Origin of the sequence: Paenibacillus sp. BR2-3, assembly GCF_046529485.1 — a bacterium.
In the GTDB taxonomy this organism is placed as follows: Bacteria; Bacillota; Bacilli; order Paenibacillales; family Paenibacillaceae; genus Paenibacillus_AQ.
The window spans coordinates 2,340,887-2,357,261 of sequence record NZ_CP126311.1 but is presented as its reverse complement, the minus strand read 5'-3'; the positions used below and the strand labels follow the sequence as shown (position 1 = coordinate 2,357,261).

The window sequence follows — 16,375 nt, the reverse complement described above, 5'->3', positions numbered from 1 at the left end:
AATGGTTACAACGGTGGTGATAAGTTTGAAGCAAATAAGCACGCGCTTTTCCATGGCTGTTCATATCCTTACCCTGATTGCTGTTCATCCGAACGAATTGACCGGGGACTTCATTGCGGGCAGCGTAAACACAAATCCTGTGGTCATTCGAAGAATTATGGGAATGTTAAAAAAGGCAGGGTTAGTGGAAGTACGGTCAGGGGTAGGAGGCGCTTCTCTACTCAAAGCACCCGAGGAAATTACGCTTCTTGATGTTTATCGCGCTGTAGATGTGATTGAAGATAACCAATTATTCCGTGTTCACGCTGATCCGAATATGCAATGCCCCGTAGGCCGGAATATTGAGCTGGTTCTTCAATCCGAATTGAATGAGGCTCAGTCCGCCATGGAACACAGGTTGGCACAAACAACGTTGAGTCAGCTCACAACAAGATTCAAATAAATGAGAGCTCCTTTAAGAGCTTTTATTTTATAAACTCGTTGTAACTTATAAAGTTATAACGAGATTGATTACAACTAATTATATTGGGAGGAATACGAAGATGAAAATTTTAGTCACAGGCGCAACAGGGAAATTGGGAGCGAAAGTTGTAGAAACGTTATTGAAATCTGTACCAGCAAGTCAATTAGCTGTCAGCGTTCGCAATCCGGAAAAAGCAGAAGGACTACAAGCTCAGGGAGTTGAAGTTCGGCATGGAGATTTTGACCGCCCGGAAACATTGGATTCCGCCTTTGCAGGTATTGATCGGTTATTAATTATTTCTACAGACGGGGACAACGAAACAAGAATTCGGCAGCACTCAAACGCGGTAGCAGCAGCTCAAAGAGCGGGAGTTGGATTCATAGCATATACTAGTGCAACGAATGCAAGTGAAAGCTCGTTATTCCTTGCTGTTGTACACCGTGTCACGGAAGAAGCTATTATTCAAACGGGCATTCCGTATTCCTTCTTGCGTAATAATTGGTACCTGGAGAACGAGATCGGGACCCTTCAAGGTGTGATGGCAGGAGCGCCGTGGGTGACATCTGCCGGAAACGGCAAGGCAGGCTGGGCAGCACAACAAGATTACGCGGAGGCAGGCGCAGCAGTATTGGCGGGATATGGGCACGAGAATACGATTTACGAGCTTTCAGGTAAACTGATGACCCAAGAAGAACTGGTGTCTGTTATTGAAACGGTATTAGGCAAAGAAGTACCCGTGCAACAAGTCGATGATGCCAAGTATGCCGAGATCATGCTGGGCGCGGGTGTACCCGACTTCGTCATCCCTATTCTCGTAGGTATCCAGCAAGGCATCCGGGAAGGCGCACTGGAGATCGAAAGCAACGATTTGGAAAAGCTGCTCGGTCGTCCACTTACACCAATCAGTGAGGCACTAACCCAAATTGTTAACGAAATCTCTCAATCTATATAAGATGAACTAAAGATTTTACTACTTAGGGGTCATTCGTAACTACGGAGAATGTTTGGACTTCCGGCCGCTGTTGTCGTAAGAATTTCTTCAATTGTACCGCTGTTCGCGGGTGAAATCCGGAGACAAAGGCGGGCGCTATCGCTCCTACAGTTCCAAACCTCTCCTTCGTTACTCCTCACCCTAATATCATTTTTTAAGTTCATCTTATATAACTAATTTCGGAGCGAAGCAATCGAAATAAACATAGTAAAAAGCGTTTGCTGTATGTCGCAAACGCTTTTTTGCATGCCACCTGCTTAGCGAGGTGATGAGAAGTAACGGAGGGGAATATTGGAGCTGGAGAAACGCAGTGGTCGCCCGAAAGTTTTCCGCAGGAAAACTCGCTTCGTAAGCATAAGCTGTTCTCGGATTTCTACCGCTGACAGCGGTTTAAATCAGGAAATCCGAGAACAACAGCGATCGTAAGCCCAATATTCACCGCAGTTACGGCGCATTCATCACCACGCGTTATTTTTTAGACGAATACTTGCGCATATCGAAAGCAACCGCCGCGATGATGATCAAACCTTTAATAATCAACTGATAGTAAGGGCTGATGCCGATAAAGGTCAAACCATAGTTGATCAGGGTGAAAATGATAACACCTACCAGTACGCCCGGTACAGTACCGATACCACCTGTTGTGGATACACCGCCGACTACGCAGGCTGCGATGGCATCAAGCTCATACATGTTACCATAGTTGTTTGTAGCTCCGCCTGTTCTTGCAGCTTCAAGCACACCCGCCAGACCGTACAAAGCACCAGCGATGGCATAGATGTAAATCAGGTTTTTGGAAACGTCGATACCGGATACTTTAGCAGCTTGCATGTTGCCGCCGATAGCGTACATATTCTTGCCGAGTTTCGTTTTGTTGAACAGTACCCATACAATACCTGCGACTACCAGAGCGATGATAACGATATATGGGATCGAATATTGGCCGCTGCCGATAAATCCGGAACCGATATTGGTGAAATCGGGACGCAGACCGCCGATAGGCTGGGATTGGTTTGGTTCCATGTCGAAGTACAGGGAGTTTACACCGTATACGATAACCATTGTACCCAAGGTGGCGATGAATGGTGGTACATTAAGCTTTGAAACGATCAGACCATTTACGAGACCGCAGAGCAAACCTGCAATTATCGCGATAAGAATTGGAATCAAAACGTTAATCTGCGGCAGATCCGGGAAGAAACGACGGGAATAATCCGGAATTTGCAGCATGGATGCGGAGATAACCGCCGTGAAGCCGACTACCCGGCCTGCAGATAAGTCAGTACCGGCCGTAATGAGGATAAAGGCAACGCCTAGTGCGATAATAATCCGCGTAGACGATTGAATCATAATGTCACGCAGTGTGTTTACAGAGATAAAAGCTGGTTCATATAAGGCAATACCCGCAATAAGCAGTACCAATACGATATAAATAGCGTTTTGTGTAATAAAAGTTTGAGCTTTTTTGGCGTTCATGAGTATGTTCCCCCTTAGATTTCCTATCCTAATGCTGTGCAGCGAGACGCATAACTTCGGTTTCCGTAGCCTGCGCGCCTTCTAGTATTCCTGTCATTTTTCCTTCCGACATGACCATTACCCGATCAGACATTCCGAGCAGCTCCGGCATTTCAGAGGAAATCATAATGATGCTTTTACCTTGTTTCGCCAAATCGGCGATGATCGAATATATTTCGAACTTGGCTCCAACATCGATACCGCGTGTCGGCTCATCGAGAAGGAGAATTTCAGGCTCGGTAAGCAGCCATCTGGCCAGCAGCACCTTCTGCTGGTTACCCCCAGACAAATTCATGATCTGTGTTTTGGTTGTAGGTGTTTTTGTACGCAGTTTTTCAATCATTTTATCGACTTCCGCTTTTTTCTTCTTTCCATCAAGCAGGAAGTACGGTTTCTGATAGCGGTCAAGGTTGGCGATTGCACCATTCTCATGTACGGATAATACAGGGAAAATACCGGTTACACGACGCTCTTCCGTAAGCAGAGCCAGACCGTGCTTCTTCGCATCCTTAGGGGAATTAATTTTCACTGCCTTGCCGTCGATCGAGATTGTACCTGACTTAATGGCACGAAGACCAAACAACGCTTCAATAACTTCTGTACGCTGAGCGCCGACGAGACCGCCAATACCCAGAATTTCGCCGCGTCTTAAGTCAAAAGAAACATCTTTGAAGGATCTCGGCTCCGGAGAAGTCAAGCCTTCAACTTTCATGTAGACTTCACTCGGTACGTTGAACCGTTCCGGGAATCGATTCGTCAAGTCCCGACCAACCATTTTGGAGATAATCAAATCGGTTGTCATTTCCGCTGCCGGCCATGTGCCGATTTTTTTACCATCACGCATGATGGTAACATCGTCGGAAATTTCGAGAATCTCTTCCATTTTGTGAGATATATAAATAATGGCTACGCCTCTTTTTTGGAGATCCCGGATAATCCGGAACAGATGCTCCACTTCCACGCTTGTCAAGGATGAAGTCGGTTCGTCCATTACAATAACGCGAGAATGAAAAGAGACGGCTTTCGCGATTTCAATGGATTGGATTTTGGATACGGACAGCTTGCCCACCAAAGTTTCGGGATTCAGATCGAGATCCAAATCTTTAAAAAGGTTTTCCGTATCGGTATACATTTTTTTGTGGTCAATAAACTGAAACGGCCCGATTCCCTTGGTCGGAAAACGTCCTAACCAGATATTTTCCATTACGCTGCGGTAAGGTACGGGGTGAAGCTCTTGGTGAATCATCGAGATCCCGCTTTTGAGTGCATCATTAGAGTTATTTATAGTGGCCTTCTCGCCGTTCAGATAAATCTCACCGGCATCCGGTGAATAAATTCCGAAGAGACATTTCATCAGCGTTGATTTTCCTGCACCATTCTCGCCCATTAAAGCATGAACGGAGCCTGGTTTAACTTGCAAGCTTACACCGTCCAGCGCTTTAACGCCGGGAAATTCTTTCGTGATGTTCTTCATTTCCAGCAAAAACTCACTTTGAGCCATTTTCTTACGCCCCCTACGTTTTTTTCTTTTTTCTATGAGAGGCACAGCGGTTCCATCCTGTTCCCTGCCCGTAAGGAATACCGGGGAGCTAAACGCCCCCCGTTTATTTCCTTTTAATCTAAATTGGTGAAGTTAGCTTATTTAGCGTCAGCAACGTTGTCTTTAGTGATCTTTTTGTAGGAAATCCACACATATTGGTTATCAGTGACGTCAAAGCCTACGTTTTCTTTAGTTGGTGCTTCGCCTTTAGCAAGCAGAGCGGCAACCGTGATAGCAGCTTTACCTTGGTTGTTGGCATCGTTCAGAACCGTTCCAAGCATGGTTCCATCTTCCAAAGCCTGAACAGCAGGAGCAGTTGCATCCACACCTACTACCGGCATGTATTTGTCGCCAGTGAAGTATCCGGCAGCTTTCAATGCTTCGATAGCACCAAGTGCCATGTCATCATTGTTAGCCAGTACGGCTTCGATTTTGTCACCGTTGGAGCCGAGGAAAGCAGCCATTTTTTCTTGACCTTTTACGCGATCCCACATTGCGGTGTCTTCAGCCAATTTCTCTACCTTGATTCCTGCATCTTCGATAGCCTGAATGGAGTAAGTTGTACGAAGCTCAGCATCCTGGTGTCCTGGCTCGCCCTTAAGCATTACATATTGGAGAACGCCGTCGCCATTTTTGTCAGCTTTCGGGTTTGCTTTCCAGTAGTCAACAACCAGTTGGCCGGACATTGTGCCGGACTCTTCTGCTTTAGCGCCTACATAGTAAACTTTGTCCCATTTCTTCATGTCTTCAGGAAGCGGCTCGCGGTTCAGGAATACAACCGGAATGTTTGCAGTTTTTGCTTTGTCGATAATAACGCCAGCAGCTGTACGGTCAACCGGGTTGATCAGCATGCCGTTATATTTTTTAGTGATGAACAAGTCTACCTTGTCATTTTGTGTGGGTTGGGAGTTTTGGCTATCCACGATATCTACTTCAGCGATTCCTTCAGCAGAAGTCTGGATTGCGTTACGAACGCCAGTCATGAAAGTGTCATCAAATTTGTAGATGGCCACGCCGACTTTCGGAGTTGCAGCCGCATCGGCGGCAGGAGCAGCAGTGGTTTCTGCAGCGTTACCAGTGTTAGCTGCTTTGTTGCTGCCACAGCCTGCAAGAGCGGCTCCCAGCAAAGCACTGGCGAGTAATACGGAAGTGATTTTTTTCATTATTGATTGACCTCCTGAGAATATTTCTATTTTTGTTTGTCCCGTGTTCTCCCGGGTACATCCTTATTATGCCCTACTTGAAAACGGTTGCGAATATAAAATACTGCTTTGTTTTATGAAAATTCTAATATACTAAACTTGAAATGAAGACTGTAATCTTCAGCTATCGTACGAACGGAAATAAAAGTTTCTGATTCTCCGGCCATAGCATATTGTCCAAATCAATTATCTTCGTTCCCGTATCCACCCGCTCGGGCACATCCATACCTTCAATCACTTCTACAGCATGCTTCACGGCCAAATATCCGTTGCTGAACGGATTCTGGATCACGGTGGCCTGAACAGTACCATCCTGAAGCAGTTCCATCATAGAGGGAGAACTGTCGAAAGCAACCATTTTTATTGTGCCTGATCCCAAGCTTTGAATAACTTTTGCCGCTCCCTGGGAAGCAATTTCGTTCAGGGTAGCAATGCCCCGCAGTGCCGGATGCTTGATAAGCATAAGCCGTGTAAGCTCCTCCGCATCGCTGGTCTCCGAAGAGGTATAGGAAATCTGAACGACATGGACATTAGGGTATCGGGCAGCGTAATTCAGAAACCCTTTCTCCCGCTCATCTGCGTCACGGGCCCCTATATCTATGGAGCTTGAAGAGTTTCCCTCTTCATGGGAAGTAGCATTTGTAAAGTTGATAATCCCGATTTCACCGTAACCCTTTAGCAGTTGAATAAGCCTTTCGGCGGATTTTTGCCCGGCTTCATAACTATTCGAGCCGACATAAGTTGTAACTCTCGCTGAACCGACCTCTGCATCCACCGAGATCACAGGAATTTTGTAATACGACGCTTTATCAACCACCTGGGCAAGTCCCATGTAGCTGCTGGCTGCCAGGATAATCACGTCTGCCTTCTCCGTAATAGAATCCTCCACCATTTGGATCTGGCGATCGATATCACTTTCAGAATTAGGGGCCTTGAAGGTCAAATTCACGTTAAACTCTTTGGCTGCAGCCTCAGCTCCCTGCTTAACGGTGTTCCAGTACTCTCCCCTGTTCATTTTCACAATCATATGAATGTTACGGGTTTTATTCGTACTAATGTAATCCGGAGAAGAATTGAAACAGGAGGTGACTGTTATCCAAATCGCTGCACACAGCAGCAGGGTTAAGCCAAACCGGACTTTCCTCATTGGGATTTCCCCCCCTCCTCCTCGGTATTGTCTTTGAGGTCAATTACAGCCGGAAAAATAATAGTAACCGTCGTGCCCTCTTCCATTTCACTTTCAAACGAAAGGCCGTATTCCCGTCCGAAATAGAGTCCGATCCGTTCATTAACGTTCCGCACCCCAACACCTGATCCGCTTCCATTTTTGCTTCCGCCTGTCAGAATCCCGTTCAATGTCTCCTCAGACATACCGAGTCCGTTATCACGGATCGTTATGACTACGTTGCCTTCGCTCAGACCTGCATTTATAGTGATCAAACCTTCATCGGGCATCATTTCAATGCCGTGGTAAAGCGCATTTTCCACAATAGGCTGCAAAATAAGCTTGATGGTCTGAACCTGCAGAACTTCTTCCTGTGCGTTAATCTCATAGCGGAATTTATTCTTGAAGCGAAAACTCTGGATCACCAGATAATGCCGGATATGATCCAGCTCCTCCTGGATGGTAATAATATTTTTACCTTTGCTCAGACTGATCCGGAAAAATTTGGACAGAGACTGAATCATCGTGACCACTTCATCGGTCTTTCCGCGTTCCGCAAGCCGGATCACAGAATTAAGCGTGTTATAGAGAAAGTGCGGATTAATCTGCGATTGCAGCACCTCCAGCTCTCCCTTACGTTTGGTCTCCTGCTCATAAATAATCTGATCCATCAGCTGGCGGATGCGCTGGAGCATCAGATTGAACCTCCTGGACAGCTGCTCGACTTCATATGCACCACTGACATCAATCGGTGTGTTCAAATCTCCTTCTCCGACGAGCTTAACCGTCCGCTCAAGCTTACGGATTGGACTTGCGATCAGGGCGGACATAAAAACAGACACGATAATTACACATAAAATTACAACCGACAGAAATCCGGCCAAAAATTGGTTAAGATCGCGCTTTGTCGTGACAATTTCATCATAATAAGCGACACCGACGATTTTCCAGCCGGTCTGGGGCACAGTGCGCACGGTAATAAAACGTTTCTCACCGGTAGATTCATCAAGATAACTCCGGTAAGCATATTCAAGGACAGGCTCCACGTTCTCATATTTTAAACCAGCGTATATAAGCTGCTGCTGAGGATGGTACACAATGTTCCCCAGCGGGTCCAAAATGTAAGCGTAACCTCTTTTGCCGAGCTTAACTTGCTTGCTGAGCTCATCAATCGTCCGGAAGTTAAAATCGATCAGCAAAATACCCGTCTTCAATATTCCGTTCTCTCTGTATTGAATCAATTTGCTCATCGAAACGACCCAGGTATACTGATTCTTGAATAAATTTTGAATATGTGGCGGAGAAAAGGAAATTTCCGGGGTACGGCTCGGAGCGGTAAACCAGTTCTGGTTCTCCAGTTGTGTATTATTTCGCATCTCTGTTCCCGGTACATCCAGTACAAGCTTACCCTGAGGTGTAAATAAAGCGACGGCTACAAGATCTTCGCGTGTCTCAAGAAGGGTTGCGAGCCGTTCCTTCAGAAGGGAAGAATCGATGGACGAGGTATGGGCGATTTGCTCCTCCGCCTTATCATAAATATTGCGCATCCCTTTCGCATATATATCCAGATTATAATTGACCTGCTCGATGATTTGCTGCATATTCAGATTCGCATTCTCTTCGGCGGTGTTTGCAAATTTTTTGTAAAGCATAAAGCTGACGATTACCGCGACAAGCACAGCGACCGTTGTGAATGTGACCGTAATAATCAACTGGATGCTGCGCAGCTTGGAGGAAAGCCTCAGCTTCCCCCCCTTACGCCGCTCCGGCCGCAGCGGGAAGAAATAAGCCTTTCTCTTTGACATGGCTTATCCTCCTCTGGAACTGTTTTTGTACTCTTTGGGGGATTGTCCGTATTTTTTACGGAAGCAAAAACTGAAGTAATTAGGGTCGGCAAAGCCGATTTTCTCCGCAATCTCAAAAGCCTTAAGCTCTGTAGAACGCAGCATATCCTTTGCAGCCTCCAGCCGGATTTGCAGCAGGTAGCTGACGAAGGTCATTTTCATCTCTTTTTTGAATATGCTGCTGAAATAGCCTGTACTGATATGCAGATGCTGACAGACTTTTCCGATGGAAATATCAGATTCCTCGTAGTGTGCACGGATATAGTCCTTGGCCTGTTCGATCAGCAGCTTATAGCTGGACTGCCGCTCCGTAGCAATATTGTCCATAAGACGGCTGCACACGGTAATGATCCACTGCTTGGCCTCGCCCATATTGTTGAACCTGTTCAATACCATCAGGGAGGAAAAGCCGGAGCCAAACAGCTCAGTGGTCTCACTGCCCGCTTCTTTGGCAACCCGCAGGATCGAAGTGATAATCTCCAGTAGAAAGATTTGGTAGTCCTGGGTGGATACCTGATCCACGTCCAGACCCCCGAACAGCTCATCAACCGTTTCCGTCAGTTCCTGCACCGTCCCCAGTTTGATGGTCCGAATCAAGGCCTGCTCGGTGAGCTCATCATAGGCAAGCAGCCGATTGGAGCGGGACTCTACATCTTCAATCCAGATGACTCTATTGTTGCCCAGAATGAGGCGATAATCCAGCGCTTGCAGGGCATCCGCGAAGGAAGTGAACAACAGCGCCGGTGATTGACAGACCGTACCTGCTCCAGCTGTCACCGTCAGCTTCAGAAAGCGCTGTACATTCTGACGGATTTCCTCCAGTATGGCAAAGGTCTTGCCGGTAATCTCGGCTTCCTCCTGTTCTCCACTGACCGAGAGCATGACGATATCATCGCGGTGAATGAACACCTTGCCAAAGCCGTGCTTCATACAAATTTCCTCGGCGATGTTCAATACAGCGAAAAGCTGCAGATTGCGGTCACCGGTGTCACGCAGAGAGACAGGCCTCGTAACGGATACACCGATCGTTCCCTCACCGCGGATATAATCCACGCTGATTACAGAGGCTTGGAATAATGATCCGGACAGTTTTAACCCGTATTCTGCGCTTTTCTCGGCGATTTCCGCCGGACGAAGTCTGCGGGACACAAGCGAGGACAGGAACTGTTCGCGCAGTACAGGCAGGCTTTTGCGGTAATGCTCGCTGAGCACATATACGTTCTCTTTTTCGGAAATTTCAGCTTCGATCTGTTCTCTGACTTTTATGAGGATGTCGATCAATTCCTGGGCCGAGAAAGGCTTGAGTACATATTCATCAATTTGCAGCTTGATCGCACGCTGGGCGTATTCAAATTCATCATACCCTGTCAAAATAATAATCTTCGTATTCGGATGGCGGCTGCGAATCCATTCTGCCAGCTGCAAACCGTTCATAAAGGGCATTTGTATGTCGGTCACAACCACGTCCGGCATCAGCCGGTCAATGGATTCCGCCGCTTCTCTTCCGTTCTCGGCCTGATCCACGACCTCAAATCCGTATTTCCCCCAATCGATCTGTCCGATAATACCCTCTCTTACGTCTTCTTCGTCTTCTACCAGAATCAATTTATACATGCTTCATCCCTCTTTGGATAATGATTAATTGCTGAATAAAACTATTCTATATGATTCAATCGGCACGATCTATAGCATTGTTATTGTTATTATGGGCAAAATAAATTATAGCTCATTTTTTAACAATAAGTTAATGGAGGAGAAATGGAAAAAATAACGAATTACCAACTGTTTTCGCTTACGGCTTTGTTCCAGATTGGGACTTCCAGCATTTTCGGGTTTGCGGCAGGAGCTGGCAAGGATGCATGGATAAGTATTGCGATTTCAACATTTTTGGGATCCATCATCATCGCTATGTATATCATCTTAATGCGTCTGCAGCCAGGATTAACTCTTGTGGAATGGTTCCCTGCCCAATTCGGTCGATGGATAGGCACACCTATTTCTTGGCTATACCCTTTAATATTTATTTATGATGCAGGACGCGGTGTGGCCGATTTAAGTTATTTGATTCCAAGTACATTATTGCCGAAGACACCACCTATAGTTATTGTTGGATTGTTTATGCTTGTGATCTTGTATGGTGTCTATTATGGAATACAACTTCTTGGAAACATGGCAGGACTTTTTTTACCGATCATTCTCTTTTTATTAATTATCGAAGCCATTATGCTTTTCGCCTCGAGAGTTGTCCATTTGACCTATCTTCAACCTGTACTTGATTTAGGGTGGGGACGAATATGGGATGCAGTATGGCCAGTAGGAATAACTCAGTCATTTGCTGAAACCATTGAATTTGCAATGTTATGGACATTGGTAAAGCAGAAGGAAAGAATTATGAAGACGACCCTTCTCGCTACGATCAGCGCTGGGATTTTTCTTGCCATATTTGATTGTCTTGCTGTTACTGTTCTTGGTGAAAGCACCTTTCAAAGAAGTATATTTCCGCTTTACACTCTTATACAACAGATAGAGATTAGCGATTTTATCGAAAATATGGACGTAATTGGCATTTTGTACATTACAGTAAATGCTTTTTTTAAGATATCCTTGCATATAATGGTTGCGACCCTTGCTATTCAGAAATTGACATATATACAAAATAAGCAGTTCATTCTATTGCCCGTGGTTCTTACCGCATTATTTTTTGGAATGACCATGTCTACAAGCATAACTGAGCACATTTATGGTGTTGCGTTCAAAATTCTTTCACCTTATTTTTGGGTACCTTTATTTTTGGTTCTTCCCGGTATTTTGTTAATCGTAATATGGATAAAGAAAAAGATATTCAAGATAACTACTTAACTTGAACAACTTTTACGATGGAAGGAAATCAAAAAATGATTATGTGGCCGTGGGCGTCAAAAACCATGTTGGAAAATCCTTGGATCATGCAGTTATTTCTGGTTTCATCAGCGATTATTGGATCAATCATCACATGGATTAGAGGCAAGAGGAAAAAAAATGAATAGACAAACAAATGCAGCCAGCCTCATAAGGAGGATAGCTGCATTCACTTTATTATTTCATCTTGTTTGAGATATAAAGGCGGTCCAATGATTCCCGGGCTAGTGATCGTAAGATCGCTCGTAACAGCAATCTCCACCTTAGGAAACGTATTATCCCAATCTTTTTCTAGCGATTTCCACTGATGGGGGAATTTACGGTGGATCACATCTCCAAAACCGAAGATATCAGCTTTATATTTTTTTTGTGCTTTCGAAATGATTTGTCCGATTTCTTCATTAACCTGGTTTTGGAGGGCTGCTTCTATAATTTTAATATTCTTCGTTTGAAAAAGATCCAGTTTAGCATCATTTTCTTTAATTACACCTTTGCCCTTTAATTTGAGATTGATTTTGATTTCACTCCCGTGTATTACCGGTTTGATCTTTCTTCTCATCTGACTTAAAGATATGTTGACGCTTTCGGAAGTCCCCGGTATTGAGATTTTAATATCTTTTTTATTAAGTTCTCCTCTGATCCATTGCAGTCCTCGTGTTTCTTCATTATTCAAGTATCCTGACAGTTTTAAATCCTTGATAATCGCTGCTCCTGATATTCGAAATGCTGGCTCGTTCAGATTTTCATCCGCGTGATCTTCTTTAGAGAAGGATTTAATTGTTCCAACTATGGGTTCGATGCCTTCACTGGAGGAGACAGTGATTAAATCACGAATCGTAATTTTTGGTCCAACATCCATTACGATCATTTCCCTAATCGCTTCAGCAGAAACATCCTCAAGAGGGTAATTCATTTTGAGAATATCCCGTCCTTCCCCTCCTTTTACCACCAATATATAGGGCTGTATACGACTGTTTGAGTCGCGACTAAAAGAATCCAACAAGTCGCCAATGCCGTGTTCTGCCAAGCGTTCGCCGATTAAAATAATTTTTCGATGGGCCCTGAATATCTTGCGTGAAAGTTGATATTGAGACTTTCCCAGCAGTTCTTGAACATTGCCTCCAGCAGCAGTTATGATCACAAACTTTTGTCTGGATCCTTTAGCTTCCGGCGAGCCTGTTTCTGCGGTTGGGTTCGCAATTTGATAGGTACTTATCATCTTGCCATCTTCCAAAAGATCAAATGACACGGCCATAATAATGGCAATATCATTTATTTCTGTACGATCCCAGCACCCTGTCATCACAAGTGAAAGCAACATTACGATACAACAGAAAGGGAGTCGTTTCATATTATGCTAATCATTCCTTTTCGATTTAGAGATTGAATTTGAATTTAAGTTTGAGTTCAACTTCCACCACGGATCGCGGCTTAATATATCCTTCAAGCGGTTAATCTTAAGGGGCGCCATGGGTGAAAAATACGGAATGCCGAATGAACTTAGACTTAAAAGATGGATTGTAATGACCAACATTCCAAGCATAACTCCGTATAGTCCTAGAGTACCCCCAAGAAGAATCAAAGGAAATCGAATGATTCGAATGGAAATTCCAAGACTGAAACGCGGAATCGTAAATGATGCAATTCCTGTGATTGCCACCACGATTACCATTGGTGCAGATACGAGTCCTGCCATTACAGCCGATTGCCCAATAACTAATGCTCCGACGATACTGACAGCTGAACCCACATTCTTCGGCAAACGAATACCTGCTTCTCTCAACCCTTCAAACGTTATTTCCATCAGCAAGGCTTCTGTTAAAAGCGGAAATGGACTCGATTCGCGGGTAGACGCAAAGCTTAATATTAAATGGGTAGGAATCATTTCATGATGAAACGTCATAATAGCCACATAAACAGAAGGGAGGAATACTGCAATGAAAAGGAGTGTCAAACGCAACCAGCGAATGAAGACTACGCCCGGAAATCGCTCATAGTAGTCATCACTAGCTTGCATTCCTGTCCAGAATGTCATGGGTACTATAAGTACTACCGGGGTGTTATTTATTAGGATGCTTACTTTTCCTTCCAGTAAGCTCGCGGCGACAACATCTGGTCTCTCCGTATTTTGTATTTGTGGAAAAGGCGTATATTTGGCATCTTCGATTAATTCTTCTATATAGCCTGATTCCAAGATTACATCGAGTTGAATTTGACTTAATCTTTGTTTCACTTCTTCCAAGAGTGAAGGTTTCACCCTACCTTCAATATATGCAATAACTATATCGGTGCGGGATATTTCACCAATAGTCAGTGATTCCATTTTAAGTTGCGGAGTGGTGAGCCTTCTGCGTATCATGCTCATATTCGTTGAAATATTCTCGATAAATCCTTCTCTCGGTCCGCGAATGACTAATTCGGAAGCAGGTTCTTCAATGCTTCTATTTTTCCAGCCTATGACACTTGCAAGCAAAGCCTGACTTTCCCCATCTACCAAAATGGCGACATTACCTTTCAATATTTTCTGAACGATATCCGAAATGTATGTTGTTTGTCCTGCAATAATATCTTGTGATAAGACTGTTCCTATTCGGTCTATATTGTCCTGGTTCTGTGATAATTCCTTTGAAACGATTTGCTTTAAAATATTTTCTTCAAGATGTTTGGTGTCTATTAAATTGTCCACGTAAATCAAAAGAGCATTTGATTCTCCGTAAATGAGAAAAGGATGGAAAACAATATCGGAACAATTAACGAAAATGTTTTTGAATAGTTGTTGATTTTGATTTAAATCTGTGTGTAATTGTTCATTTTGACTATCGGATATCTGTGTGTCCTTGGAGAATTTCTCGAAATCCGTTTTTACTTTCGGCATTCTTCTTCTCCAACTCATATTAATACCTCCAATTCTCCTTCGAATGGTATTATATTTTTTGCTAATGATTTTAAAATTATGTATGAATCAAAAAAAAACCATCCCGCTTAAGCCGGGATGGGGATGATCATTAACGTATACGTTCTACTTTAACGCCTTGTTGAAACGGTAACCTGACTTTTCAAACCCAATATGACGGTAAAAGGCATGCGCCGGGGCTCGCTCTACACGGTTTCCGCTTCTAAGGAAAAGCTGGCAGCACCCTTGCTGGCGCGCCCATTCTTCCGCGGAGGCTACAAGTCTTTTTCCGAGTCCATTTCCTCTAAGCTGCTCTGATACAATGAGTGCTGTTATCTCGGTAATACAGTCTTGTTGTTTGTAGTATGAACTTATTTGCCGCAATCCGATCATTCCCACGACTTCGTTGTCGAGCTCGGCAACGAGTGTACAATGGAGAGAATCATTCTCCATATCTTCCATTCTCTCTTTCATCACGCTAAGCGTTGTTGGATAGCCGAATTCACGCAAGAGTGCTGTGACTCTCTCCAGATCGTTCATGCCGCATTTGCGAATTTGCAGTACTGGTGCCTGAGTACTACTGTTCATCCTGATATACCTCCACTTTCAGCATAGACGCTGCCTGTTTGGCTGTCGTCCTTGCGTTGTCCACATTTTCCGCTGCGCTTAACGTTATTGCCATCCGCCGCCCCGGACGAACTTCCGGTTTGCCGAACACCCGGACTTGAGTACGCGGAAGCGCCATCGCCTCCACCAGTCCTGTGACAGCAAAGGCTTGTCCGTTGCCTTCCGCTTTGAGGGCAGCCGATGCTCCCGGTGTCAGCAGTTGCACTGAATCTACGGGAAAACCAAGAATCGACCTGACATGTAAAGCAAACTGAGATAAATCCTGAGTGGCCATGGTCACCATACCGGTGTCATGCGGCCTTGGTGAAACTTCACTGAACAGTACACCACGATCCGTCAGAAACAACTCAACGCCGAAAATGCCCAGACCGCCCAGTTCATCTGTAATGGCTTTGGCAATAGATTGAGCTTCCGCCACTTGACTGGGGTTCATGGCATGCGGCTGCCAGGATTCCACGTAGTCGCCATCCTTTTGAATGTGGCCGATGGGCGGGCAGAATACCGTTCCACCCACTGAACGTACGGTAAGCAGTGTAATTTCACTCTCAAACGTAACGAAGGCTTCTACAATGACACGCGTGCCTTTAGCTCTGGCACCCTCAAGTGCGATGTTCCAGCAGTCCTCCGCATCCTCCGGCTTCCGGCAGATGCTTTGGCCTTTGCCTGATGAGCTCATAATAGGCTTCACTACACAGGGTGTGCCAAGTTCTCTTACTGCCAGGCGAAGCTCTTCCAGACTGTCCGCGAAGCGATAATCGGCTGTAGGGAGGCCAAGTTCTTCGGCGGCAAGCCTCCGGATGCCCTCCCTGTCCATGGTCAACCGGGCCGCACGGGCTGTGGGAACGACATTAAAGCCCTCTTCTTCCAATTCTACAAGAGCCTGGGTAGCGATTGCTTCAATCTCCGGAACAATCACATCCGGCTTCTCTGAACGGATGAGCGCCTTAAGGGCCTCTGCATCCAGCATATCAATCACATAAGAACGATGGGCCACTCCCATCGCAGGTGCGTTGTTGTAACGGTCTACGGCCACAGTCTCCACGCCAAGGCGTTGAGCTTCAATAATGACCTCCTTACCCAATTCACCGCTGCCCAGCAGCAGCAGCTTGCGGCTTTGAGCTGAAAAAGGAGCACCCCACATTGTCGATTTCGACCTCTTTCGGCAATTTCACTGTCATCCCTTAGTTTCAGGAAAACATGACAGTTTCCTTGTAAATTTTCAGACTTCTTTATTTTC

13 protein-coding genes are annotated in these 16,375 nt (G+C 45.1%); 3 read left to right on the top strand and 10 right to left on the bottom strand.

The window, feature by feature from the left end; all coding sequences use genetic code 11:
* The first annotated feature begins 25 nt into the window (after positions 1–25).
* Together PaeBR_RS11230 and PaeBR_RS11225 are read left to right on the top strand one after the other, a co-directional pair.
* Positions 26–442 (top strand): Rrf2 family transcriptional regulator, encoded by a 417-nt coding sequence (locus tag PaeBR_RS11230; RefSeq protein ID WP_410514887.1) that lies wholly within the window; start codon positions 26–28, stop codon positions 440–442.
* 100 nt (positions 443–542) lie between these two features.
* Complete coding sequence (locus tag PaeBR_RS11225; protein ID WP_410514886.1) at positions 543–1,415, top strand: SDR family oxidoreductase; 873 nt, start codon at positions 543–545, stop codon at positions 1,413–1,415.
* 507 nt (positions 1,416–1,922) lie between these two features.
* On the opposite strand, the gene mglC is transcribed toward PaeBR_RS11225, so the two are convergent.
* The 6 genes from mglC to PaeBR_RS11195 all read right to left on the bottom strand — a co-directional run bounded on the left by mglC (position 1,923) and on the right by PaeBR_RS11195 (position 10,334).
* Positions 1,923–2,930: a galactose/methyl galactoside ABC transporter permease MglC gene (mglC, locus tag PaeBR_RS11220; protein WP_410514885.1), complete on the bottom strand. Its 1,008-nt coding sequence runs from the start codon at positions 2,928–2,930 to the stop codon at positions 1,923–1,925.
* A 28-nt stretch (positions 2,931–2,958) separates the two neighbouring features.
* Positions 2,959–4,470 carry a sugar ABC transporter ATP-binding protein gene (locus PaeBR_RS11215; RefSeq protein ID WP_410514884.1) on the bottom strand — a complete coding sequence of 504 codons (1,512 nt, stop codon included), beginning with the start codon at positions 4,468–4,470 and terminating at the stop codon, positions 2,959–2,961.
* A gap of 137 nt (positions 4,471–4,607) precedes the next feature.
* Positions 4,608–5,672 carry a galactose ABC transporter substrate-binding protein gene (locus tag PaeBR_RS11210; RefSeq protein WP_410514883.1) on the bottom strand — a complete coding sequence of 355 codons (1,065 nt, stop codon included), beginning with the start codon at positions 5,670–5,672 and terminating at the stop codon, positions 4,608–4,610.
* 163 nt (positions 5,673–5,835) lie between these two features.
* The gene (locus PaeBR_RS11205) at positions 5,836–6,858 is read right to left on the bottom strand and encodes a substrate-binding domain-containing protein (RefSeq protein ID WP_410514882.1); all 1,023 of its coding nucleotides are present in this window, start codon (positions 6,856–6,858) and stop codon (positions 5,836–5,838) included.
* Entirely contained in the window at positions 6,855–8,681 is a 1,827-nt protein-coding gene (locus PaeBR_RS11200; RefSeq protein WP_410514881.1) for a histidine kinase, read from the bottom strand. Before PaeBR_RS11200 ends, PaeBR_RS11205 begins: the two co-directional genes overlap by 4 nt.
* Positions 8,682–8,684: 3 nt before the next feature.
* On the bottom strand, positions 8,685–10,334 hold the full coding sequence (locus tag PaeBR_RS11195; protein WP_410514880.1) for a response regulator: 1,650 nt from the start codon (positions 10,332–10,334) through the stop codon (positions 8,685–8,687).
* Positions 10,335–10,478: 144 nt separating this feature from the next.
* Here PaeBR_RS11195 and PaeBR_RS11190 point away from each other — a divergent pair, with 144 nt between their 5' ends.
* Positions 10,479–11,579, top strand: coding sequence for a GerAB/ArcD/ProY family transporter (locus PaeBR_RS11190; RefSeq protein WP_410514879.1), 1,101 nt, complete (start codon positions 10,479–10,481; stop codon positions 11,577–11,579).
* 208 nt (positions 11,580–11,787) lie between these two features.
* Here PaeBR_RS11190 and PaeBR_RS11185 read toward each other — a convergent pair whose 3' ends face one another.
* The 4 genes from PaeBR_RS11185 to purT form a co-directional block, all read right to left on the bottom strand.
* Entirely contained in the window at positions 11,788–12,939 is a 1,152-nt protein-coding gene (locus PaeBR_RS11185) for a Ger(x)C family spore germination protein (RefSeq protein WP_410514878.1), read from the bottom strand.
* 36 nt (positions 12,940–12,975) lie between these two features.
* The gene (locus tag PaeBR_RS11180; RefSeq protein ID WP_410514877.1) at positions 12,976–14,511 is read right to left on the bottom strand and encodes a spore germination protein; all 1,536 of its coding nucleotides are present in this window, start codon (positions 14,509–14,511) and stop codon (positions 12,976–12,978) included.
* A 126-nt stretch (positions 14,512–14,637) separates the two neighbouring features.
* Entirely contained in the window at positions 14,638–15,099 is a 462-nt protein-coding gene (locus PaeBR_RS11175; protein WP_410514876.1) for a GNAT family N-acetyltransferase, read from the bottom strand.
* Positions 15,089–16,279: a formate-dependent phosphoribosylglycinamide formyltransferase gene (gene purT, locus PaeBR_RS11170; RefSeq protein ID WP_410514875.1), complete on the bottom strand. Its 1,191-nt coding sequence runs from the start codon at positions 16,277–16,279 to the stop codon at positions 15,089–15,091. The genes PaeBR_RS11175 and purT overlap by 11 nt, the downstream gene beginning before the upstream one ends.
* Positions 16,280–16,375 lie beyond the last annotated feature (96 nt).